The sequence below is a fragment of the Streptomyces sp. NPDC028298 genome, from assembly GCF_055565895.1.
Map to the genome: position 1 here is coordinate 528,343 of NZ_JBVHTL010000005.1, position 22,952 is coordinate 551,294.

Annotated in this window: 14 protein-coding genes and 1 tRNA gene; 8 read left to right on the forward strand and 7 right to left on the reverse strand. The window is 72.1% G+C overall.

The annotated features are described in order from the left end of the window. Positions 1 to 12: 12 nt before the first annotated feature. From ACZ4TO_RS25050 to ACZ4TO_RS25085, 8 genes are all read left to right on the forward strand, one after another. Positions 13 to 1,542, forward strand: coding sequence for a DUF7059 domain-containing protein (locus ACZ4TO_RS25050; protein WP_468025256.1), 1,530 nt, complete (start codon positions 13 to 15; stop codon positions 1,540 to 1,542). 579 nt (positions 1,543 to 2,121) lie between these two features. Further along, on the forward strand, positions 2,122 to 2,319 hold the full coding sequence (locus ACZ4TO_RS25055; RefSeq protein ID WP_468025257.1) for a hypothetical protein: 198 nt from the start codon (positions 2,122 to 2,124) through the stop codon (positions 2,317 to 2,319). Between the two features lie 248 nt (positions 2,320 to 2,567). Beyond that, complete coding sequence (gene topA, locus ACZ4TO_RS25060) at positions 2,568 to 5,384, forward strand: type I DNA topoisomerase (RefSeq protein WP_468025258.1); 2,817 nt, start codon at positions 2,568 to 2,570, stop codon at positions 5,382 to 5,384. A 131-nt stretch (positions 5,385 to 5,515) separates the two neighbouring features. After that, positions 5,516 to 8,875 (forward strand): dTMP kinase, encoded by a 3,360-nt coding sequence (gene tmk / locus ACZ4TO_RS25065; RefSeq protein WP_468025259.1) that lies wholly within the window; start codon positions 5,516 to 5,518, stop codon positions 8,873 to 8,875. Between the two features lie 318 nt (positions 8,876 to 9,193). Further along, positions 9,194 to 10,399 carry a DNA polymerase III subunit delta' gene (locus ACZ4TO_RS25070; RefSeq protein ID WP_385043469.1) on the forward strand — a complete coding sequence of 402 codons (1,206 nt, stop codon included), beginning with the start codon at positions 9,194 to 9,196 and terminating at the stop codon, positions 10,397 to 10,399. A 227-nt stretch (positions 10,400 to 10,626) separates the two neighbouring features. Beyond that, entirely contained in the window at positions 10,627 to 12,210 is a 1,584-nt protein-coding gene (locus ACZ4TO_RS25075) for an alpha/beta hydrolase (protein ID WP_468025260.1), read from the forward strand. A 108-nt stretch (positions 12,211 to 12,318) separates the two neighbouring features. Beyond that, positions 12,319 to 12,392, forward strand: a tRNA-Thr gene (locus ACZ4TO_RS25080). Positions 12,393 to 12,656: 264 nt separating this feature from the next. After that, positions 12,657 to 14,024, forward strand: a complete 1,368-nt coding sequence (locus ACZ4TO_RS25085) for a hypothetical protein (protein WP_468025261.1) — start codon at positions 12,657 to 12,659, stop codon at positions 14,022 to 14,024. 127 nt (positions 14,025 to 14,151) lie between these two features. Here ACZ4TO_RS25085 and ACZ4TO_RS25090 read toward each other — a convergent pair whose 3' ends face one another. The 7 genes from ACZ4TO_RS25090 to ACZ4TO_RS25120 form a co-directional block, all read right to left on the reverse strand. Next, positions 14,152 to 14,631, reverse strand: coding sequence for a hypothetical protein (locus tag ACZ4TO_RS25090; protein ID WP_468025262.1), 480 nt, complete (start codon positions 14,629 to 14,631; stop codon positions 14,152 to 14,154). Positions 14,632 to 14,865: 234 nt separating this feature from the next. Beyond that, the gene (locus tag ACZ4TO_RS25095; protein ID WP_468025263.1) at positions 14,866 to 15,468 is read right to left on the reverse strand and encodes an NADPH-dependent F420 reductase; all 603 of its coding nucleotides are present in this window, start codon (positions 15,466 to 15,468) and stop codon (positions 14,866 to 14,868) included. A gap of 44 nt (positions 15,469 to 15,512) precedes the next feature. Further along, complete coding sequence (locus ACZ4TO_RS25100; RefSeq protein ID WP_468025264.1) at positions 15,513 to 16,754, reverse strand: beta-ketoacyl-[acyl-carrier-protein] synthase family protein; 1,242 nt, start codon at positions 16,752 to 16,754, stop codon at positions 15,513 to 15,515. Beyond that, positions 16,751 to 18,058, reverse strand: coding sequence for a beta-ketoacyl-[acyl-carrier-protein] synthase family protein (locus ACZ4TO_RS25105; protein ID WP_468025265.1), 1,308 nt, complete (start codon positions 18,056 to 18,058; stop codon positions 16,751 to 16,753). The genes ACZ4TO_RS25100 and ACZ4TO_RS25105 overlap by 4 nt, the downstream gene beginning before the upstream one ends. Beyond that, entirely contained in the window at positions 18,055 to 18,519 is a 465-nt protein-coding gene (locus ACZ4TO_RS25110) for an SRPBCC family protein (RefSeq protein WP_382783977.1), read from the reverse strand. Before ACZ4TO_RS25110 ends, ACZ4TO_RS25105 begins: the two co-directional genes overlap by 4 nt. Then, complete coding sequence (locus ACZ4TO_RS25115) at positions 18,506 to 22,642, reverse strand: non-ribosomal peptide synthetase (protein WP_468025266.1); 4,137 nt, start codon at positions 22,640 to 22,642, stop codon at positions 18,506 to 18,508. The genes ACZ4TO_RS25110 and ACZ4TO_RS25115 overlap by 14 nt, the downstream gene beginning before the upstream one ends. Beyond that, a complete protein-coding gene (locus ACZ4TO_RS25120) occupies positions 22,639 to 22,932 on the reverse strand; it encodes an acyl carrier protein (protein WP_382783982.1) in 294 nt (97 codons plus the stop codon). Before ACZ4TO_RS25120 ends, ACZ4TO_RS25115 begins: the two co-directional genes overlap by 4 nt. Positions 22,933 to 22,952 lie beyond the last annotated feature (20 nt).

The window sequence follows — 22,952 nt, forward strand, 5'->3', positions numbered from 1 at the left end:
ATAGCGGACACAATGGGAGGCGTGAGTCACACCAGCCTGTCACCGTTGCCCTCGTCCGATCACGCCGACACCACCGCCCGGCTGCGGAGCGCCCTCCTCGGGGCCTCCTTCACCGCGGACGGTCTCCTCGACCTGCTCGGTGCCCCCGCGTACGCCGCGCTGGCGCGCAGCGAGACCGTGCCCGCGCTCCGGGCGACCCGCGGAGACACACCGCTGGAGACGCTCGTCCGGCTGTTCCTGCTGCAGCAGCCCGTGCCGTACGCGCGTGTGGCGGAGGTGCTGCCCGTCGAGGACGCCCTGGAGAGCGGCTGGCTGACCCGGACGGGCGGGGACGAGGTCGTGGCGAGCGTCGACATCCGGCCCTACGGCGGGCCCGATGGCGAGGACTGGTTCATCGTGTCCGACCTCGGCTGCGCCGTCGGGGGAGCGGGCGGCATCGGGAGCCGGGACGAAGAGGTCGTCCTCGGAGTGGGAGGCGCCTCGACGACCCTCGCCGGCATCACCGTGCGCCGGCCCGTCGACTCCGCGCTCGATCTCGGCACGGGCTCCGGGATCCAGGCCCTGCACATCGCGCAGCACGCCACGCGCGTGACGGCGACCGATCTGAACCCCCGTGCCCTGCGCATCGCCGCGCTCACCCTCGCGCTCTCCGGCGCACCGGCCGCGGACCTGCGCCAGGGCTCCCTCTTCGAGCCGATCCGCGCGGACGAGACGTACGACCTCATCGTCTCGAACCCGCCCTTCGTGATCTCGCCGGGCGCCCGGCTGACGTACCGCGACGGCGGAATGGGCGGCGACGATCTGTGCCGCACGCTCGTCCAGGAGGCGGGGGACCGGCTGAACGAAGGCGGGTACGCCCAGTTCCTGGCCAACTGGCAGCACGTGGAGGGCGAGGACTGGCAGGACCGGCTGCGTTCCTGGGTGCCGCGCGGCTGCGACGCGTGGATCGTGCAGCGCGAGGTGCAGGACGTCACGCAGTACGCGGAGCTGTGGCTGCGCGACTCGGGCGACCACCGGGCCGACCCGGCCGACTACCAGGCGCGGTACGACGCGTGGCTGGACGAGTTCGAGGCCCGCAAGGTGAAGGCCGTCGGCTTCGGATGGATCACCCTGCGCAGGACGACGGAGGCCGAGCCGTCGGTCACGGTGGAGGAGTGGCCGCACTCCGTCGAGCAGCCGCTCGGCGAGGCCGTACGGGAGCACTTCGACCGGGTCGACTATCTGAGACGGAACGACGACGCGGGCCTGCTCGCCGGTCACTTCAGACTGGTGGCGGAGGTCGTGCAGGAGCAGGTCGGGCTGCCCGGCGCCGAGGACCCGGAGCATGTGGTGCTGCGTCAGCACCGCGGCATGCGCAGGGCCACCAAGGTGGACACGGTCGGCGCGGGCTTCGCCGGCGTGTGCGACGGCACACTGAGCGCGGGCCGGATCCTCGACGCCATCGCCCAACTGGTCGGCGAGGACCCGGTATTGCTGCGGGACCGCACGCCCGCTCAGATCCGTCTGCTGGTCGAGCAGGGATTCCTGGAGCCGGTCGAATAAACGGGGGGTTCGCTGTCGGCCGCCCGAGAGGGGAAACCGGCCAACCTCCGGGCGGCCTCACCGGCGCCGCAATCGCCCGCAGCAGTTACCCGGCGTAACTGTCCGGCCCGGACGGATACGGGCCGGACAGCCGATATGAATGGCCGGCCCGTATGACGGATATGGATGGGCGGACGGATGCCGACGCCGACGCGGACACGGACTCCGGTCACGGCAAAGGCGTCCGTGGAAAGGACGAGAAAAGAGACGAGGGCGAGGAGGAAAGGGACCGGCTGCGAGGGAGGGCGACTCCGTGGCGGCGGGTCGAGGCGGGATCGAGGGGAGCCGGGAGCGGGCGGAGCGCCGCGCGGAGGCTGCCGGCCATCGGCGGGACGGGGCGGGAACGACGGATTCGCCACAGTCGGGGGCGTGGGAGGCCCCGTCCGCGGACGCCGGACGGCGGGGTGGATCCCGGCGTCGGGTGCTGCGTGAGGGGCCCATGGGGCACCGGTTGCCTGGTGTTCACCGTGGGTTCGTACGCCCGCTGCCGGGGCGTGTCAGCGTCCCGAGCCTGGGGACCCGGGGTGAGAGGACAGAGCCATGGAAAGCGGGCCGGCGATCTTCGCGGGGATGGTGTTCGCCCTGTTCGGAGGCGGAATCCTGGCCTGGGCGGTGGTCCGGGTACGGCAGGGCGAGCCGGTCGCCCACGGTGTGAACCGCGTCGCATCGGCGACCCTCGCGAGCGTCGCCGGAAGCGGGGCACTGGTGCTCGCCGTGTGGTGCTTCACGCGCCTGTGAGACCGCGCGTGAGCAGCACGCCTCGGGTAACTGGGAAGTTACCCTCCGGATAGGCCCGGAAGAGCGGGTCGACACTCCGGGCGGCAGGAATGGCGGTAGTCGGGTTACCGTTCGAGTGGCCGTTGCGGGCTTTTCCCGTTTGACACGGGGGCGGGATGTACCGTCACACTCCGCAGCGTCAGCATGACCCGACCTCTCGGGAGCCAGGCCCCGAGGAGATTCCGCGTCGACCGGAGAGAAGAGCGAAGTTGTCCCCGACCAGCGACACCGCACACGGCGGCCGCCGACTCGTCATCGTCGAGTCGCCTGCCAAGGCGAAGACGATCAAGGGCTACCTCGGCCCCGGATATGTCGTCGAAGCGAGCGTCGGGCACATCCGCGACCTCCCCAACGGCGCCGCGGAGGTGCCTGAGAAGTACACCGGCGAGGTCCGCCGCCTCGGTGTGGACGTCGAACACGACTTCCAGCCGATCTATGTGGTCAACGCCGACAAGAAGGCTCAGGTCAAGAAGCTCAAGGACCTGCTGAAGGACTCCGACGAACTCTTCCTCGCCACCGATGAGGACCGCGAGGGCGAGGCCATCGCGTGGCACCTCCTGGAGGTCCTGAAGCCCAAGGTTCCCGTCCACCGGATGGTCTTCCACGAGATCACCAAGGACGCTATCCGCAGCGCCGTCGCCAACCCGCGCGAGCTGAACAAGCGCATGGTCGACGCGCAGGAGACCCGACGCATCCTCGACCGTCTCTACGGCTACGAGGTCTCGCCGGTCCTGTGGAAGAAGGTCATGCCGCGCCTGTCGGCCGGCCGTGTCCAGTCCGTGGCGACCCGGCTCGTCGTCGAGCGGGAGCGCGAGCGCATCGCGTTCCGTTCCGCCGAGTACTGGGACCTGACCGGCACCTTCGGCACCGGCCGCACCGGTGACGCGAGCGACCCGTCCACCCTCGTCGCGCGGCTGACCGCCGTCGACGGCAAGCGCGTCGCCCAGGGCCGCGACTTCGACTCGCTCGGCCAGATCAAGGGCGCGAACACGCTCCACCTGGACGAGACGAACGCCCGCGCGCTCGCCGCCGCCCTGGCGGACACGAACTTCGCGGTCCGCTCGGTCGAGTCCAAGCCCTACCGCCGCTCGCCGTACGCCCCGTTCCGTACGACGACGCTCCAGCAGGAGGCCTCGCGCAAGCTCGGCTTCGGCGCGAAGGCGACCATGCAGGTGGCGCAGAAGCTGTACGAGAACGGCTTCATCACCTATATGCGTACGGACTCCACGACCCTGTCGGACACGGCCGTCACGGCCGCCCGCGCCCAGGTCACCCAGCTCTACGGCGCCGACTACCTGCCGGCCCAGCCGCGTACGTACGCCGGAAAGGTCAAGAACGCGCAGGAGGCGCACGAGGCGATCCGCCCCTCGGGTGATCGTTTCCGCACCCCCGCCGAGACCGGACTGACCGGCGACCAGTTCAAGCTGTACGAGCTGATCTGGAAGCGCACCGTCGCCTCCCAGATGAAGGACGCGGTCGGCAACTCCGTGACCGTGAAGATCGCGGGCACGTCCGCCGACGGCCGGGACGCCGAGTTCAGCGCGTCCGGCAAGACGATCACCTTCCACGGCTTCCTGAAGGCGTACGTCGAGGGCGCGGACGACCCGAACGCCGAGCTCGACGACCGTGAGCGCCGTCTGCCGCAGGTCGGCGAGGGCGACCCGCTGTCCGCCGAGCAGATCACGGTGGACGGCCACGCCACCAAGCCGCCGGCCCGCTACACCGAGGCCTCCCTGGTCAAGGAGCTCGAAGAGCGCGAGATCGGCCGTCCGTCGACGTACGCGTCGATCATCGGCACGATCCTCGACCGCGGCTACGTCTTCAAGAAGGGGACGGCCCTGGTGCCCTCCTTCCTGTCGTTCGCCGTGGTCAACCTCCTGGAGAAGCACTTCGGGCGGCTCGTCGACTACGACTTCACCGCCAAGATGGAGGACGACCTCGACCGCATCGCCCGCGGTGAGGCGCAGGCCGTGCCGTGGCTCAGGCGCTTCTACTTCGGCGAGGGCGACGCGGCCGGCGCCGCCGAGGCCGGCAACGGCGACGGCGACCACCTGGGCGGTCTCAAGGAGCTCGTCACCGACCTGGGCGCCATCGACGCCCGCGAGGTCTCCTCGTTCCCGGTCGGCAACTCCATCGTGCTGCGCGTCGGCCGCTACGGCCCGTACGTCGAGCGCGGGGAGAAGGACGACGAGAACCACCAGCGCGCCGACGTCCCCGAGGACCTGGCCCCGGACGAGCTGACCGTCGAACTCGCCGAGGAACTGCTCGCCAAGCCGAGCGGTGACTTCGAGCTCGGCGCCGACCCGCAGACGGGTCACCAGATCATCGCCAGGGACGGCCGCTACGGCCCGTACGTCACCGAGGTGCTCCCCGAGGGGACCCCGAAGACGGGCAAGAACGCCGTCAAGCCGCGTACGGCGTCGCTGTTCAAGTCGATGGCGCTGGACACGGTGACCCTGGACGACGCCCTCAAGCTGATGTCCCTGCCGCGCGTCGTCGGCACGGACGCCGAAGGTGTCGAGATCACCGCGCAGAACGGCCGCTACGGTCCGTACCTGAAGAAGGGCACGGACTCGCGCTCGCTCACCGCCGAGGACCAGCTCTTCACCATCACGCTGGAAGAGGCGCTGGAGATCTACTCCCAGCCCAAGCAGCGGGGCCGCGCGGCCGCCAAGCCGCCGCTGAAGGAACTGGGCACCGACCCGGTCAGCGAGAAGCCCGTCGTGGTCAAGGACGGCCGCTTCGGTCCGTACGTCACCGACGGCGAGACGAACGCGACCCTGCGCTCCGGCGACAGCGTCGAGGACATCACGCCGGAGCGCGGCTACGAGCTGCTCGCCGAGAAGCGTGCCAAGGGTCCGGCCAAGAAGACCGCGAAGAAGACGGCGGCCAAGAAGGCGCCCGCGAAGAAGGCGCCGGCCAAGAAGACCGCCGCCAAGAAGACGACGGCTTCGAAGACGACGGCGGCCAAGAAGGCGCCCGCCAAGAAGACCGCCGCGAAGAAGACGGCTGCCTCGGAAGGCTGAGCCGACGGGGCCGATCCGTCGGTCCAGGTGACGTGACGGAAAAGCGGACGCCCCTACACCATTTCGTGTAGGGGCGTCCGTATGTTCGGGCAGCACCTCGGGGAGTCAGTGGGTCCGGATAGGCTTGCAGGATGACGCGAGCCGAGCAGCCAACGGCCCACAATTGGGCCCCCGACGAAGCCCTGGTCGCGGATTCGCGCGAGCGTGCCGTCCGCGCACTGCTGAGGCAACCGCAGTTGAAGCGGTTGTGGAGCGCACACCTCGTGGGAGGTGTCGCGGACGTCCTGTCCCTGCTTGTCCTGGTCGTCCTCGCGCTCCAGGCGGCGATCTCCGAGGGCTCCTTCGGTGGCGGCGCCCGCGGGGCCGCCCTCGCCGTGGCGGCCGTCTTCGGGGCGCGCGTCCTCGCGACGCTGCTCTTCGGAGCCGTGCTCCTTGGACCCCTCACATCGCTCACGTCGCACGAGGGACCGCTCGACCGGCGCTGGACCATGCTCGTGGCCGACGGCCTGCGGGCCGCGCTCCTGATCGTCGCGCCCCTGTTCATCGACTGGACCCCGGACAACGCGCTCGCGGTGCTCCTGGTCATCGTCTTCGTGTCCGGGGTCGCCGAGCGGTTCTGGACGGTGTGCCGGGAGAGCGCGGCACCCGCGCTGCTGCCCGCGCCGCCGCTGGAGGGCGCCACCGTGCGCCCGCTGCCGGACCACATGGACGCCCTGCGGCGGCTGTCCCTGCGCACCGCGTTCGTCGCGGTGCCGATCGCGGCCCTCGCCCTGGTCGCCGTCTCCCTCGTCAGCAACATGCTGGGCGCCGGGATCGACTGGTTCCACCTGCACCAGGTGGCGCTCGCCTCGTACGTGGCGGCCGGACTGTTCGCGGCCTCGCTGTCCGTGATCACCTTCCTCGAACTGCCCGACGCGCGCACCCCGCGCGCGCGGTCGCCGCTCGAAGGACTGCGCCGCCCGAAGACGGGCACCGCGGGCGACAAGGGCCGCACGGGCGCGATCCCGCTCCTCGTGCCGGCCTGCGCCGCCGTCGCCGGGGCGATCGCGGCCGCCGTCGCCGTCGCCGTGCTGGACGCCATCGACCTGGGCGGCGGACCGGTGACGTACGGACTGCTGGTGCTGGCGCTGACCGGCGGCGTCGTCGCCGGTATCCGCACGGCCCCCTCCCTGCTCCCGTCGCTGTCGCGGCGCCGGCTGCTCGCCCTCGCGATCGCCTTCACCGGCATCACGCTGCTGGCCGCGGGCCTCGTCCCGGACGTCACCACCGTGCTGCTGATCCTCGCCTTCGCCGGCGTGGGCGCCGGTGTCGCCGCCAACACCGGACACGCGCTGCTCGACCAGGAGACCGAGGACCACCGGCGGGCCCGCACCACCGAGCACCTGCACGCGGTCGTACGGGTCTTCGTCGCGGTCGGCGCGATCGTGGCGCCCCTGGTGGCCGCGGCGATCGGCCCGCACCGGCTGGAAAGCGGCAAGTTCGTGTTCGCGCACGGCGGCGCCGCCTTCACCCTGATGCTGGTCGGCGCGCTCCTGCTGCCGGTCGCGGCCCTCGTGCTCGCCAAGGTCGACGACCGTTCCGGCGTGCCGCTGCGCAAGGACCTGCTCGACGCCCTGCGCGGTGGCGACGACCCGGCGCAGGTGCCCGCCACCAGCGGCTTCTTCATCGCCCTGGAGGGCGGCGACGGAGCCGGCAAGTCCACCCAGGCCCAGGCCCTCGCCGACTGGATCCGCGCCAAGGGCCACGAGGTCGTCGTGACCCGTGAGCCGGGCGCCACGCCCGTCGGCAAGCGGCTGCGCTCGATCCTCCTCGACGTGTCGTCCGCGGGCCTCTCGCACCGCGCCGAGGCCCTGCTGTACGCCGCCGACCGCGCGGAGCACGTCGACACGGTCGTACGTCCCGCGCTGGAGCGGGGCGCCATCGTCATCTCCGACCGCTACATCGACTCGTCCGTGGCCTACCAGGGCGCGGGCCGCGATCTGTCCCCCACGGAGATCGCCCGGATCAACCGCTGGGCGACGGACGGGCTCGTACCGCATCTGACCGTCCTGCTGGACGTGTCGCCGGAAGCCGCCCGCGAGCGGTTCACCGAGGCGCCCGACCGGCTGGAGTCGGAGCCGGTCGAGTTCCACGCGCGCGTGCGGTCCGGTTTCCTGACGCTCGCCGCCGCCGACCCGGGGCGCTACCTGGTCGTCGACGCCGCGCAGGAGCCCGAGGCCGTCACCACCGTCGTACGGCACCGGCTCGACGTGATGCTGCCCCTCTCCGAGGCCGAGGTGAAGGCCCAGGAGGAGGCGCGCAGGGCTGCCGAGGAGGAGGCCCGGCGCAAGGCCGAGGAAGAGGCCGCCCGCAAGGCGGAGGAGGAACGCCTGGAGCGTGAGCGCCAGGCCCAGCTCGCGAAGCTGCGCGCCGAGGAGGAGGAGCGCAAGCAGCGCGAGCTGGAGGAGGCCCAGCGGCGGGAGGCCGAGCGCCAGGCGGAGGAGGCCCGGCAGCGCGCCGAGGAGGCCCGCCGCCGCGCCGAGGAGGAGCGGCTCCGGCTTCTCGCCGAGGAGGAGGCGCGCGCCGCGGAGCAGGAGCGGGCCCGCAGGCAGGCCGAGGAGGAGGCGCGGCTGCGCGCCGAGGCCGAGGAACGCCGTCTGGAGAAGCAGCGGAAGGCCGAGGAGGCGCTGCTGCGGGCCGAGGAGGCCCGGCGGCTCGCCGCGGAGGCCGCCGCCGCTTCGGCGGCCGCGGCGGCTTCGACCGAGGCCGCGGTGTCGAGTGCCGGGACGGCCCCGAAGCCGGCCGGTCCGACGGGTTCGCAGTCCACATCCGGGAAGGTGGCCGAGGCCGGTGAGGCCCCGACGCGCTCGGCGACTCCGCCGGCGTCCCCCGCCGCTCCCTCGAAGCCTTCCTGGGCCGCGGTGTCGTCCGGGGCCGCGGCGCTTTCCGCGCCGGACAACCAGCCGACGGTGCCGACGCCGGTCGTGACCGACCCGAGGGCGGCCGACGAGACCGCCGTGCTTCCGCCCGTACGACCCGGTGGTGAGAGCCGCTCGGGCGGTCGTCCGGGGTCCGGCTCGGACGTCGAGGACACGGCCACGCTGCCCAAGCCGCCAATTCCCGGCGGTGCGGCGGACGAGACGGCGGTGCTGCCGGCCGTCTCCCCCGACCCGGGTGCGGCCGACGAGACGGCCGTTCTTCCGCCGGTACGGGACAGGGGTGCGGGGAGCCGGGGCGACGCGCCGTCCGGGAACCCGACGGACCGGATGCCCCGGGGCTTCTTCCGCGACGAGCGGCCGGCGGCGGGGCCCGAGGGTCCCTCCGACCGCACGCGGGAACTGCCGCAGGTGGACGAGACGGGCGCTCCGCGCCGCAGGCCCCGCCCCGACTGGGCCGAGGAGACCCCGCTCGACGACCTCCCGACCCTGGCGGACGAACTGCTGGGCCCGCGCGACGAGGAGGACGACTGGGACGAGGGCCCGGGCCGCGGGCGGGGCGGGCGGCGACGCTAGGCGGGTCGGCGGGTCTGTGATCAGGCGGGTCGCCGGTGGGCGGTCTGCCGGTCGCCGGGTCTGCGTTCGGCGGGTCTGGCTGGTCCGGTCGGTCCGATGGGTCCTTCGGTCCGCCCGCCGGTGAGTCCGGTGGTCGGCCGTCGGCGGGTCCGGCGGGTTTCGTCCGCGGCCCTGGTGCTTCGGTGTGTGGCCCCGGCGGGCCGGTGGTCCGGCGGGTGGCCTCGGTGGGGCCGGTGGTCCGGTGGGTGGTCCCCGTTGTCAGTGGCGACCCGCACAATGGACGACGCGAGGCAAAGTGCGACGGAAGGGGCGGAGCCCATGCCTGTGTGGGACGACCTGGTGGGCCAGGAGAAGGTGAGCGAGCAGCTCGCCGCCGCGGCCCGGGACGCCGACGCCCTCGTCACGGCCGTCGCCGCGCAAGCCACGCTCCCCGAGGCGTCCAAGATGACGCACGCCTGGCTGTTCACGGGCCCGCCCGGCTCGGGCCGCTCCACGGCCGCGCGCGCCTTCGCGGCCGCGTTGCAGTGCGTGAGCCCTGACCGCGCGCTCGGCGGGATCCCCGGCTGCGGGTTCTGCGACGGCTGTCATACGAGCCTGGTCGGCACCCACGCCGACGTGCAGATCGTCCGTACCGACCTGCTCTCCATCGGCGTCAAGGAGACCCGCGACCTGGTCCGCCGCGCCCAGCTCTCCCCGGCCGGCGGGCGCTGGCAGGTCATCGTCCTCGAGGACGCGGACCGTCTCACGGAGGGTGCGGGCAACGTCCTGCTCAAGGCCGTCGAGGAGCCCGCTCCCCGCACGGTCTGGCTGCTGTGCGCGCCGTCCATCGAGGACGTGCTGCCCACCATCCGCTCCCGCTGCAGGCTGCTCACGCTGCGTACCCCGCCGGTCGATGCCGTCGCCGACATCCTCGTCCGCCGTGACGGCATCGAGCCCGCCGTGGCGGCGGCCGCCGCGCGCGCGACGCAGGGCCACATCGGGCGGGCCCGCCGCCTGGCGACGGACCCGAGCGCCCGTCAGCGCCGGGCCGCCGTCCTCAAGCTCCCGCTGCGGGTCGACGACGTCGGCGGCTGTCTCAAGGCGGCCCAGGAACTGATCGACACGGCGGCGGAGGACGCGAAGCAGCTCGCCGAGGAGGTCGACGTCAAGGAGACCGAGGACCTGAAGGCGGCGCTCGGCGCGGCGCAGGGCGGACGGATGCCCAGGGGCACGGCGGGCGTGATGAAGGAGCTGGAGGACCGGCAGAAGCGTCGAAGAACCCGTACGCAGCGCGACAGCCTGGACCTCGCCCTGATCGACCTCACCGGCTTCTACCGCGACGTCCTGGCCCTTCAGCTCGGCTCCCGCCTGGCCATCGCCAACGTGGAGTCGGAGGACGCGCTGGAGCGGTTGGCCCGCGGCAGCTCGCCGGAGTCGACGCTGCGCCGCATCGACGCGATCGCCGCGTGCCGCGAGGCACTCGACCGGAACGTCGCTCCGCTGCTGGCGGTGGAGGCGATGACGCTGGCGCTCCGCGCGGGCTGATCCCGGCGCGCCGACCCGACTCGAGACGGGGGAGATCCGTCCGGGTCCGGCCGTCGCGGTGGGCGGGGAGCGATCCGCTCGGTGTAGACCTGGGTAGGAAAGCGACCTGCCTGGCTCGTGTCGGGCGACCGGTGAACGTAACCGGTGGCTGGTTGACCGGGTCACTCGTACGAGCCGCTTCCGCGACTGGAGGTGATCCTGTGATCGCACACGGTTACGCTCGCGAGATGCACATGAGGCGCACCACACGGCCGACCCGACCCCTCCGTGCGAGCGGCGTGCTGCTGGCCGCCGCGGCGCTGATGCTCTCCGCCTGCTCCTCGGGAAGTTCCACGACGACCGCCGCGACGACCCAGGCGGTGCTCACCGCGCTGCCGAGCGCCACACCGTCGGCGCTGGCGCCGTACTACGGGCAGAAGCTGAACTGGCGCAGTTGCGGGGTTCCCGGATTCGAGTGCGCCACGATGAAGGCGCCGCTCGACTACGCGAAGCCCGGCTCCGGCGACGTGCGGCTGGCGGTCTCCCGCAAGAAGGCCACGGGGCCGGGCAAGCGGCTCGGTTCGCTGCTGGTCAATCCGGGAGGGCCGGGAGGATCGGCCGTCGGCTACCTCCAGTCGTACGCCGGGATCGGCTATCCGGCGGACGTCCGTGCCCGCTACGACATGGTGGCGGTCGACCCGCGGGGAGTGGCCCGCAGCGAGCCGGTCGAATGCCTCAACGGGCGCGCGATGGACGCGTACACCCAGACGGACACGACACCGGACGACCGCCGGGAGACGGATCAGCTCGTCGAGGCCTTCAAGAAGTTCGCCGAGGGCTGCGGGGCGCACTCGCCCGAGCTGCTGCGGCACGTCTCCACGGTCGAGGCGGCCCGTGACATGGACATTCTGCGGGCCGTGCTGGGCGACGAGAAGCTGACGTACGTGGGGGCGTCGTACGGGACGCTTCTGGGGGCGACGTACGCGGGCCTGTACCCGGACCGGGTGGGCCGGCTGGTGCTGGACGGCGCGCTGGATCCCTCCCTGGACGCGCGCAAGCTCAACGAGGAGCAGACGGCCGGGTTCGAGACGGCGTTCCAGTCCTTCGCGAAGGACTGCGTGCGGCACAGCGACTGTCCGCTCGGTGACGCGGGTACGAGCCCGGACGAGGTGGGCCGGAACCTGAAGGCGTTCTTCCGGCAACTGGACAAGCAGCCCATCCCGACGGGGGACCCGGACGGCCGCAAGCTCGGGGAGGCGCTGGCGACGACCGGTGTGATCGCGGCGATGTACGACGAGACGGCCTGGCCGCAGCTCCGTGACGCGCTCACGTCCGCGATGAAGAACGACGACGGCGCGGGTCTGCTGGCCCTTTCCGACAGCTACTACGAGCGGGACGCCGACGGCCGGTACGCGAACCTGATGTCCGCCAACGCCGCCGTGAACTGTCTCGACCTGCCGGCGGCCTTCTCCGGCCCGGACCAGGTCGAGCAGTCGCTGCCCGCCTTCGAGAAGGCGTCCCCGGTCTTCGGCGAGGGTCTGGCCTGGGCCTCGCTGAACTGTGCGTACTGGCCGGTCAAGAACACCGGCGAGCCGCACCGCATCGAGGCGAAGGGGGCGGCGCCGATTCTCGTCGTCGGCACCACCCGGGACCCGGCGACCCCGTACCCCTGGGCGCAGTCCCTCGCCTCCCAGCTCTCCTCCGGCAAGCTCCTGACCTACGTCGGCGACGGCCACACCGCCTACGGGCGCGGCAGCACCTGCATCGACTCCGCGGTCAACCGCTACCTCCTCCAGGGCACCCCTCCCGAGAAGGGAAAGCGCTGCTCATAGCCCCTCCGAGCCCCTGCGGAACCCCCACACCGGGCCGTGTACGGAGCACCCCCGGAAACTGTGTAGACTTACCGACGTTGCTGATCGCACCATAGGTGTGGACAGCGCGCCGCCTTAGCTCAGATGGCCAGAGCAACGCACTCGTAATGCGTAGGTCTCGGGTTCGAATCCCGAAGGCGGCTCTGTGGAAGCCCCAGGACTCACTCGCCGTGACCTGGGGCTTTTGCTTTTTTCGGATCCGGCGACGGGGCCCGGTTAGCTGGAGAGGGTTCCTGAATCCCTCAGGGCGTTTCCCTTTCTCCTTTCTCCGGCGTGGCGCCCGCGTGATCACGTTCGTCGGGAGCGTCGTACAACCGTCTGGTGCCACGTGGTGTCTGACGCGGCGGAACCGCTGTTCCCAGTTGTTCGCCCGTACGCCTCCGTCGCTTCACCGCAAGGGACTCCCCGTGCCTCGATCCGTTGCCGACCGCGCCCGCCCGCTCCGCAGGACCTCCGCCATGGTCGGTGCCGTCGCCCTGACCGCCCTGGCCCTGGCCGCGGCGCCCGCCTCGGCCGACAACACCCGGCCCGGTCTGGTGCTGGGTCTCTTGAAGCCGGTCACGGGCGTGAAGCCCGGCGGCAGCTTCGAGCTGCCGGGCGCCTTCGCGAACAAGGGCACCGAGACACTCGACAAGGTCTGGCTGACCTACGACTTCAGCCGCGGACTGACCCACCAGGAACTGCCTTCCAACTGTGAACGCTCTCGTGGGGAGAAGCCGGGAGCCCCCGCGGTCCCCGTCGACGAAGAAGGGCTCCCGGGCAAGTACTTCGTGGCCTGCGAGTTCGATCAGGAGGTGAAGCCCGGTGCCGTCTACGCGCCGGAGAAGCCGTTGTCGCTGGATGTCCTCGGCCACGCGCTGTACGAGCACCTTGCGGTGACGATCAGCGACTATGACCCGGTCATGTCCGAGAACGGCCCTGTCGACGACGTGTCCGGGACCGGACCCGCCGTGAATCTGGTCGAGCTGCCCTCGACCACTCCGCTGGGCGGGATCGGGCCGGCCAAGAACCCCGCCTACGACTATGCCGGTGTGCCGGTGACGGCGGTGAACACGGCGGACTTCCAGGTGGCGGCGCAAGTGACGGACCGCGACAGGCAGTTCGTCACGCTGGAGGCGAAGTTCACCAACGCGGGACCGGCCTGGGTGATGCCTGACAACGGCGAGAGCGGCGCGGTGACCCATGTCCTGGTCAAGATGCCCGCGGGAACGACCGTGACCCTGAAGGCCGATGGCTGCAAGAAGGTCGACGCAGGCAGTTACAGCTGCGTTCCGAGCAGCTACTACTGGGCCAACGAGAACAGCACTTACACCTTCCCGTTCCACCTGCGCATCGTGAAGGCAGTTGTCGGGGCCAAGGGTTCGGTGGCCCTGGAGGCGAAGGAGCGCCCGTTCGACAAGAACAAGAAGAACGACACGGCCGTGTTCCTCCTCGGGACCGCCGGCAACGGTTCGACGGGCGGCACCGGTTCGACGGGCGGCACCGGTTCCACGGGCGGCGGCTCCGCGGGCGGCACCGGTTCCACAGGTGACTCCGGCTCGACATCCTCCACCGGGGGCTCCTCAACGGCCGGCTCCGGCACCGCGTCCACGGGCGGCTCGGGGTCCGTGGGCGGTTCCGTGGCGGCAGGCTCGGAGAGCTCCTCGGGTACCGGTGGCGGCCTGGCGAACACCGGCGCCGGCTCCACGCTCCCCCTCGCGGGCGTGGCCGCCGCGGCCCTGGCCGCCGGTGCGGGCACGGTCGTGCTGACCCGCCGACGAGCGCCCCGGCGCTGACAGCCGAGCCCTCCCTTTCCGGCACCGGTGGATCGTGCGGGGCAAGGGGCGTCTCGCGTGCGGCGCATGGCGGGAGTGTCGGTCCCGCTCCGCCTCGCGTCCGGCTGCGGATCAGTTCTTGGGCGAACTAGGAATGCAGGACGTAGTCCTCGCCGCCGTACAGAGACTCGTAGTGGATCTCGATGCGGAGCCGTCGCACAACGAGATCGCCGAAGTCATCGTCGTGATCGCGGTCGAAGGGCGCGAGTCTCAGCAGGAAGACGCTCTGCCCCGTGAGGAGCACGGTTCCGCCGGGCAGCGCGTACTTCTGCACACCGTCTCGCGTCCGATCCAGAACGCGATCGAAGATCGGCCGGGTCCAAGCTCCGATGTGCTCGCCATCGAGGTAGACCAACGTGTGGGTCACGATGGCTGGTCCAAGCCCGGCATTGATGAGTTCGATCCCCGCTTGGTGAGCGACGCCGTCCTTGATCTGCCGCTGCTGGAGAAGCGGACGCACCGAGTGCTTGTTGTGTATCACGCTCAGTCTCGACTGGACTATGGATACATAGAGCGAACCCAACGCGATCAAGGTAGCTGCCGCAGCGGTCACCGACTCTGCACTCACCGCGCCCCCAAGGTGTGCCGCCTGCTACGCAGCCTTACCCGACTGCGAGCTGCGTCACCCCACTTGAGCCCTCCAATCGGAGCGGATCGCGATGGCCGGCCGGCGGTCGTGCGATGTTGTGACGGGCGCTGCCCAGCCTGGCTGGTCGGCTTGGCCGCGCGTTGCCTATGACCCATGGTCGACGGGTGGGCCCAGGGCGTGCTGCCCCTGGGCCTCGGACGCATCGTTCTCGTCTCAGGCCGCCGACATCCCCGTCCAGCTCACCCCCGACAGTGCCATCCGTTCCACCCGGCGGGCCTGGTTCAGGCCGCCGGCGTCGACGTAGGTGAAGGGGGTGGCGGAGCACAGGCGCAGGAACGTGCGTTTCGCCTCCGTGTCGTCGGAGATCACCTGGATGTCGGGGGCGGCCGGGTCCGGGCATCCGTCGAACGCCTCCCACCACACGTTCTTGAAGGCGCCGACCAGCCGCGCCCCGGGGAACGCCGCGGCGAGATCCTCGGTGCCGCCGACCGCCCAGGGGCCCACGAAGTCGATGTGCCCGCCGGTGAACGGGTTGGTGACGTCCACCAGGATCTTCCCCCACAGCCCCGCCCGCCAGGGCCTGAGCTGCTGCACCGCTCCCTGAACGCCGAGGAAGGCGGGGACGATCACCGAGGACCGCGCGACCACCTCCTCGCAACTCCCGCCGGACACGATCGCCCCGCCCCCGCCCCCGCCGCTCACTGTCGCGCGGCTTCCGTCGGCGCCCGGGCCCACGTGTACCTCGTGTCCCGCCCGGGCGAACATCGTCGCCAGGGTGGCGGCGATCGTGCCCGTTCCCAGCACTCCGATCTTCATGGCCTTGCTCCCCCTTCCCCCGTACGCGTCCCCCCGGACGCGGGTCATGTCGTGCGTGTCAGCACCAGGCTGACGTTGTGTCCGCCGAAGCCGAAGGAGTTGGCGAGTGCCGCGTCCCACCGGCCCGTGCGGTTGGTGCCGTTGACCACGTCCAGCCGGACGGCCGGGTCGGGGTCGTCCAGGTTGCGGGTGGCGGGGACCACCCCGTGGTGGAGCGCGAGCAGCGCGGACATCGCGCCGAACGCGCCCGAGGCGCCGAGCATGTGACCGGTCATCGACTTCGTCGCGGTCACCACGGGATGTTCGCCCAGCGCCTTGGCCACCGCCTCGGCCTCGGCGAGGTCGCCGCCGGGGGTCGAGGTGGCGTGGGCGTGCACATGGCCGACGTCGCGGGCTTCCAGTCCCGCGTCCCGCAGGGCCGCCCGCATCGCGAGGACCTGCCCCTCGGTGTCGGACGCCGAGATGTGCCGGGCGCTGGAGCCCACGGCCGCGCCGGCCACCGTGCCGTAGACCCGGGCGCTCCGGGCGCGGGCGAACTCGGCGCGTTCGAGGACCATGACCGCGGCGCCCTCGGCCATCACGAAGCCCGAGCGGGCCGCGTCGAACGGCCGGGACACCGCGGCCGGGTCCCCCTCCTGCCGCGACAGCGCCTTCATCTGCGCGAACGCCGCCGTGATGAAGGGATGCAGACTGGCCTCGGTGCCCCCGGCCACCACGACGTCGGCGCGGTCCAGCCGGATCAGGTCCAGGGCCAGCGCGATCGCCTCGGCGCCCGAGGCACAGGCGCTGACCGGGGCGCGGGCCCCCGCCCGCGCCCCCAGATCGATGCTGACCCAGGCCGCCGGTCCGTTCGGCATCAGCATGGGGACGGCGAACGAGGACAGTTTCCGCATGCCCGCCCGCTCGTACAGGTCGTCCTGTCCGAGCGCGCTCAGGATGCCCCCGATCCCGGTGCCGACGACCACGGCGAGGCGTTCCGGTTCCACCGGGGGCCGGCCCGCGTCCTGGAAGGCCTCGCGGGCCGCCGCCACGGCCAGTTGCTCCCCGCGGTCGAGCTTGCGGGCCTGGACCCGGCCGAGTATCTCGACCGGGTCCGCGGTCACCGTCCCGGCGATCCGCACCGGCAGATCCTCGGGCCAGTCCTCGCGCTCCTCGTCCAGGCGCCGTACTCCGGACCGCCCGTCGAGCAGGGCCTGCCACGCGTCGGGCGCGTTCGCGCCGAGCGGTGTCAGGGCGCCCAGCCCGGTCACGACCGCGCCGTGCTCCCGGCCTCCGGCCGACGTCACGTCACGTCCGCCTCTGCGTCGGCGCGGTCGACCGGGCCCCGGAAGGTCAGGGCCACGTTGTGGCCGCCGAACCCGGCGGAGTTCTTCACCGCGACGTTCTGCTCGGGGCCCAGCTTGAGCGGACTGCCGTGCACGACGTCGACCGAGAGGCCCTCGTCGAGGCGGGTGAAGTTGCGGGTCGGCGGCACCAGGCCGTGGTAGAGCGAGAGGATCGTGGTGATCGACTCGATCGCGCCCGCCGCGCCGAGGCTGTGCCCGGTCATCGACTTGTTCGCGGTCAGCGCGGGACCCTGCTCCGCGTCCCCGAACACCGCCCGCACCGCGCGGGCCTCGGACGAGTCGCCGGGCCCGGTCGCCGTGCCGTTGGCGTTGAAGAGCGCGACGTCCGCGGGTGTCACACCCGCGTCCTTCAGCGAGGAGCGGACGGCGGCGACGGTGCCGGTGCCGTTCGGCTCCGGCTGCACGATGTGGTACGCGTCCGACGATATGCCCACGCCGGCGAGCTCGGCGTAGATCCGGGCGCCACGCTCACGGGCGTGCCGCTCGGACTCGAGGACGAGGATGCCGGCACCCTCGCCCAGGACCATCCCGTCGCGGTCCGCGTCGAACGGGCGGCAGGCGGACGCGGCGTCGTCGACCCGCTGCGACAGCGCCCGCATGGCCGCGAACGAGGACAGGACCAGCGGGTGCAGCGGGGCCTCCGCGCCGCCCGCCACCACGATGTCCGCGTCCCCGGCCCGGATCAGTTCGGCCGCCGTGACCAGCGCCTGGGTGCCGGAGGAGCAGGCGTTCACCGTCGCGTGCACGCCGAGGCGCGCGTTCACCAGCAGGGCGACGGCCGCCGCGGAGCCGTTGCCCATGGACATCGGCACGGTCATGGGGGGTACGCGTCGCCAGCCCCGCGTCTTCAGCGCCTCCCAGCCGTCGATGATCGACGTCATGTCGCCGAGCGCGGCCGAGACCACCACGGCCACCCGGTGCGGGGCCGTGGGCGCGTCGTCGAGTCCGGCGTCGGCCCACGCCTCCGCCGCGGCCTTCACCGCGAACTGGGCGGACCGGCTCAGCCGCCGGCGCTGCTGGTGCTCCAGACCGAGACCGGGGTCCGCCTTCGACCGGCCGCCGAGCAGCGGCGGAAGGTCCTTGGCCCAGGACTCCTCGTCCAGCAGACCTAAGCCGCTCTCGCCGCGCAGCATGGCGTCCCAGGTGCCGGCCACGTCCTCGCCGAGCGCGGTGATCTCCCCGAGCCCGGTGACGACGACCTTCGTGGGCTCGTCCTGACGGGCCTTTTCGTGATGTGTGTTCATCGGTTGCGTGCTCCCTGTCCGAGCTGTGCCGCGAGCTTTCCGGAGTCCTTCTTCACCGAGTTGACGAGCACCTTCCGGAGCAGGGTCTTCGGCATGATCCCGAAGTAGTCCCCGGGTTCCACCTCGAACGTCCAGTGCACGGTGGTGGTCCCGTCCTCGTTCTCTTCGTAGTCGTAGGTGCCGACGTAGTGGAACGGACCGTCGAGGGTGTGGAACTTCGAGCGCCGGCCCGGCTCGAACTCGCTTATCTCGACGGTGAATTCCATCCGCTTGCCGATGAGCTGGAAGGTGATCTCGTAGCGGCCGCCGGGCCGCGGCTCCCCGTCGAGCAGCTTCACGTCCACGCACGCCGCCTGCCAGACGGGGTCCTGCGCGGGGTCGGAGATCTGCGCGAACGCCTCCTTGGGCGTCACCGGGAGGCGGAACGCGTACTCGGCCTTGACCGTTTCAGTGGTCGCCATCGTCGGTGGCTCCTTCCATGTGGGGTGCGATCGCCCGTGCGGCGGTCTCGGCGTGCGGCGGATACATCACCGAGTTGTGGTCCCCGGGGACGTCCATGACGTTCAGTGATCCCTTGATCAGGGCCTCCCAGCCGAGCTTGGGCCCGTACTCGGCGGGCTCGTCGGCCGCGCGCAGCAGGACCAGGTCCAGCTCGGCGGGCTCGGGCAGGTAGGTCTGCAGGGCGATGCCGTTGGCGAGGTAGGCCTCGAAGTAGCGCAGGATCTGCGCGCGGTCGGCGTCCTCGGCGAGGACGCCGATGGCGGCGGCCCGTTCGAGGATGTGGTCGAACGCGGCGTCACCGCCGAGGGCCCGCAGATGGTCCGCGGGGATGTCGAGCGTCTTCCCGGCGGGCACGGCGAGGTCCCGGGCGAACCAGGAGAGGATCGTCGAGTCGTCCGCGGACTCCGGGATGTTCTCCTCGATCGGCGCCCGGCTGTCGATGCCGATCAGGAACTCGATCTCCTCGCCCTCGGCACGGAGTTGGCAGGCCACCTCGTAGCCGATGACTCCGCCGAAGCACCAGCCGCCGAGGGCGTACGGGCCGGCCGGCTGGATCTCCCTGAGGTACTCGATGTAGCGGGTGGCCATGGCCTCCACGCTGATCTCCGCCTCGCCCTCGTTCTGGATGCCGGGGGCCTCGATGGCCAGGACCGGCCTGCCCGGCGGGAGGTGGTGGGTCAGCTCGACGTAGCAGAACACGGTGCCGCCGAAGGGGTGGAACAGGAAGACGGGCCGCTCGCCCGCCGTTCCCTCGCGCAGGGTGACGACCGGGGTGCGCGAGGTCCCCTGGCCGCCGGACCGCACGATGGCGGCCAGTTCGGCGATGGTGCCCTGGCGCAGCATGTCGGAGATCGGGACGTCCACGTCCCACTCGGTGCGGATGGCCGCGCTGAGCCGGACGGCGAGCAGCGAGTGGCCCCCCACGTCGAAGAAGTTGTCGTGGATGCCGACCTGGGAGATCCCGAGGATCTCGGTCCACATCCGCGCCAGGACGATCTCCGTGGCGTCGCGCGGCTGCTCGAATCCGGCGCCCGGAGTGACGACGGGCTCCGGCAGCCGGTTCCGGTCGATCTTCTTGTTGGCGGTCAGGGGCAGTTCGTCGAGGACCATGACGATGCCGGGCACCATGTACGGCGGGAGCGACACCGAGGCGGCCGACTTGACGTCCGCCGTCCGCAGCTCGGTCCCGGGCTCGGCGACCAGATAGGCGACGAGCCGGTCGTCGCGGACCACGACGACGGCCGCGGAGACGCCGTCCACCGCTCCGAGGACGGCCTCGACCTCGGAGAGCTCGATGCGGTAGCCGCGCAGCTTGACCTGGTTGTCCAGGCGGCCGTGGTGCAGCAGCCGGCCGTCGCTCGTCCAGCGGGCCCGGTCACCGGTGCGGTAGAGACGCCGGTCGGGGGCGGCGGGCAGTCCGGTGACGAACCGCTCCGCGGTCAGCTCCGGGCGGTCCCAGTAGCCGAGGGCGAGGCCGTCGCCGCCGATCCACAGTTCACCGGGGACCCCCGGCTCGACGCCACGGCCCTGCGGGTCGAGGACGTGGAGCTGGGTGTTGGCGAGGGGCGCGCCGATGTCGATGCCGGAGGAGGGTTCCACCCGGCCCGAGGTTGACCACACGGTCGTCTCGGTCGGCCCGTACACGTTGCGCAGGCTCGCGACCCGCTCGGCCAGGAACTCGGCCAGGTCCAGCGGGAGTTCCTCTCCGCCGCACAGGACGTTGAGGCGGGCTTCGCCCTTCCAGCCGGCGTCGCGCAGCATGCGCCAGGAGGTGGGGGTGGCCTGCATCCAGGTGGCGCCGGAGTCCTCGATGCGGGCCGCGAGGGCGGCACCGTCGCCGGCGGTCGTGCTGTCGCACACGATGACCCGGCCACCGGCGACCAGGGGCATGTACAGCTCCAGGCCGGCGATGTCGAAGGAGATCGTGGTGACGGCGAGGAGGCTGTCCGACGCGGTGAATCCGGTGTCGTCCCGCATCGCGAGGAGCAGGTTCGTCAGAGCGCGATGGGGGATCGCCACACCCTTGGGGCGTCCGGTGGAGCCCGAGGTGTAGAGGATGTACGCCAGGTCGGAGGGACCGGCCGCGGGATCGGAGGCGGTGGCGACCGCCGCGGCCCCGCCGTCGGCCTCCGCCGCCGCTTGTCCCGCACCGGCCCCGTCCGCCCCGGCCCCGTCCGCACCGGCCCCGTCCGTGCCGACGCCGTGCACCCCCGCGGCCAGGTCGTCCAGTTCCAGTACCGGCAGGCCGGGCAGGCGGCTGTCGCGCAGGTCGCTCTGGCTGATCAGGAGCCGGGCACGGGAGTCCTCGGCCATGTACGTCAGCCGCTCGACGGGGAGCTTCGGGTCGAGCGGGACGTACGCGGCGCCTACCTCCAGCACCGCGAGCAGCGAGGCCACGAGCGGTGCGCCGCGCTCTGCCATGACCGCGATCCGGTCGCCCGGCGCGACGCCGGCCGTCCGCAGGGCGGTCGCGGTCCGCTCGACCTCGTCCAGGAGCCGCGCGTAGCTCCACTCCTCGCCGTCGGCGGTCAGCGCGGCCGCGTCGGGCGTCCGCGCGGCCCGGTCCCGGAAGAGCTCCGGCAGCCGGGCCTCCGGGATCTCCCGCTCGGGTCCGGTGCCCCAGGCGGCGAGCCGGGCCCGCTGCCGCTCGTCGCCGCGCACCAGGTCGCGCAGGGGCTCGTCCGGGCGGGTGACCAGGCTCTCCACCGTGGTGACGAAGGTGGCGGCGAGTTCCCGGGCGGTGCCCGCGCCGAAGATGTCCGTGTTGTAGCGCAGGACGCCCGCGAAGGCCCCCTCGCGTTCCGCGCCCATCTCGATCCACAGATCGGTCTGGCCCTCCTGCTGCGGCAGCGGGTAGGGCCGCAGGGTGGCGCCGGCGACGTCCAGCTCGCCGCCGGGGCCCGGCTCCAGCAGGAAGAACGCGTCCATGTCGGAGAGGAACGGCAGCCGGTCCCAGGCGAAGCCCGCCTGGTACAGCGGGGTGCGGCTCGGGTCCCGCGGCGGGGCGAGCTCCCGTACCAGCCAGGGGAAGGGCAGTTCCTGCGCCCGCATGGCTTCGAGCACGCGCTCGCGCGAGGCCGTGAGCAGCCGGCGGTACGTCGACTCCTCGTCGACCTCGCCCCGTACGACGACGGTGTTGACGAAGTTGCCGAGGGCGTCGCGGAACCTGCGGTGCAGCCGGCCCGAGGTCGGGGTGCCGACGACGATGTCCGACTGGCCGCTCAGCCGGCTCAGCAGCACGAAGTACGCCGACAGCAGCACGGTGTACGGCGTCGCGGAGGTCTCCCGCGCCAGTCGGCGTACCGCTTCGGTCGTGGCGGCGGACAGCGCGAACGGGGCCGAGCCGCCGTCGTAGGACGGCGCGGGCGGGCGCGGCCGGTCGCCGTACAGGTCCAGATGGGTCGGCGCGTCGCCCAGCCGCTTCTCCTCGCCGTCGCGCAGCGTCCGCGCCTTCTCGCCGGCCAGGAAGGACTGCTGCTGGTCGGCGTACGCGGCGAAGGCGGCGCCGTCGAGGGCGAACCGGCCCGGCGTCCCCTCCAGGCGGCTGCGGACCTCGGAGAGGAGCAGGGCCAGTGACCAGAAGTCGGCCGCGATGTGATGCATCACGAGGGTGAACACCCAGGTGTGCTCGCCGGTGCGGTAGAGGTGCACGCGCCACAGCGGCGGCCGGGACAGGTCGAACGGGGTCCGGCTGTCGGTCCGGACGAGGTCCCGCAGCTCCTGCGGGTCCGTCCCCCGTGCGTCGGTGAGGCGGATGTCGAGCGGCACGGCGTCCCGCACGAACTGCTCGGGGCCCTCCGGGCCGGCCCGGAAGCCGGTCCGGAGGGCGTCGTGATCACGGGTCAGGCCGTCGAGGATGTCCCGGGCCCGGACGCCGAGTTCGGCGTCGGCGGTGACCTCGGCGCCGAACACGATGTGGTACGCGGAGCACCCCGGGTCGGTCTCGTGGATGAACCACAGGCCGGCCTGCTGGGCGTTGACGGGACGCACGGAGTCGACCGGATCCGCCGGAGCCGTGGAGCCTGCCGGAGCCGTCGTGTCGGCCGTCGTGTCGGCCGTAGTCGTCGGAGGCGCTGTCGTCATCGCGTGCCGTCCATGGCGGCGGAGACGGGCTGGTTGTTCATCAGCTTCCACAGGGCCTCGGACAGGGTGTCCACCGTCGGGTGGTCCCAGAGCAGGTCCACGGGCAGGTCGGAGAGGCCGCAGACGTCCTCGATCTCCATGCCGACGGTCAGCGCCGCCATGGAGTCCAGGCCGTAGTCGGTGAAGGGCCGGTCGGTCTCCAGCTCGGCGGCCGGGACTCCCGCCTCGGTGGCCACGGCCTCGAGGAGGACCCTCTTCACTTCTTCGATCGTCATGTCGGTCGTGCTCATCGCAGATCGGTACCTTCCGG

Coding starts and splice junctions, on each gene's coding strand:
- ACZ4TO_RS25050 (WP_468025256.1), top strand. CDS start 13: ATGGGAGGCGTGAGTCACACCAGCCTGTCACCGTTGCCCTCGTCCGAT.
- ACZ4TO_RS25055 (WP_468025257.1), top strand. CDS start 2,122: ATGGAAAGCGGGCCGGCGATCTTCGCGGGGATGGTGTTCGCCCTGTTC.
- tmk (WP_468025259.1), top strand. CDS start 5,516: ATGACGCGAGCCGAGCAGCCAACGGCCCACAATTGGGCCCCCGACGAA.
- ACZ4TO_RS25070 (WP_385043469.1), top strand. CDS start 9,194: ATGCCTGTGTGGGACGACCTGGTGGGCCAGGAGAAGGTGAGCGAGCAG.
- ACZ4TO_RS25075 (WP_468025260.1), top strand. CDS start 10,627: ATGCACATGAGGCGCACCACACGGCCGACCCGACCCCTCCGTGCGAGC.
- ACZ4TO_RS25095 (WP_468025263.1), bottom strand. CDS start 15,468: ATGAAGATCGGAGTGCTGGGAACGGGCACGATCGCCGCCACCCTGGCG.
- ACZ4TO_RS25105 (WP_468025265.1), bottom strand. CDS start 18,058: ATGAACACACATCACGAAAAGGCCCGTCAGGACGAGCCCACGAAGGTC.
- ACZ4TO_RS25110 (WP_382783977.1), bottom strand. CDS start 18,519: ATGGCGACCACTGAAACGGTCAAGGCCGAGTACGCGTTCCGCCTCCCG.
- ACZ4TO_RS25115 (WP_468025266.1), bottom strand. CDS start 22,642: ATGACGACAGCGCCTCCGACGACTACGGCCGACACGACGGCCGACACG.
- ACZ4TO_RS25120 (WP_382783982.1), bottom strand. CDS start 22,932: ATGAGCACGACCGACATGACGATCGAAGAAGTGAAGAGGGTCCTCCTC.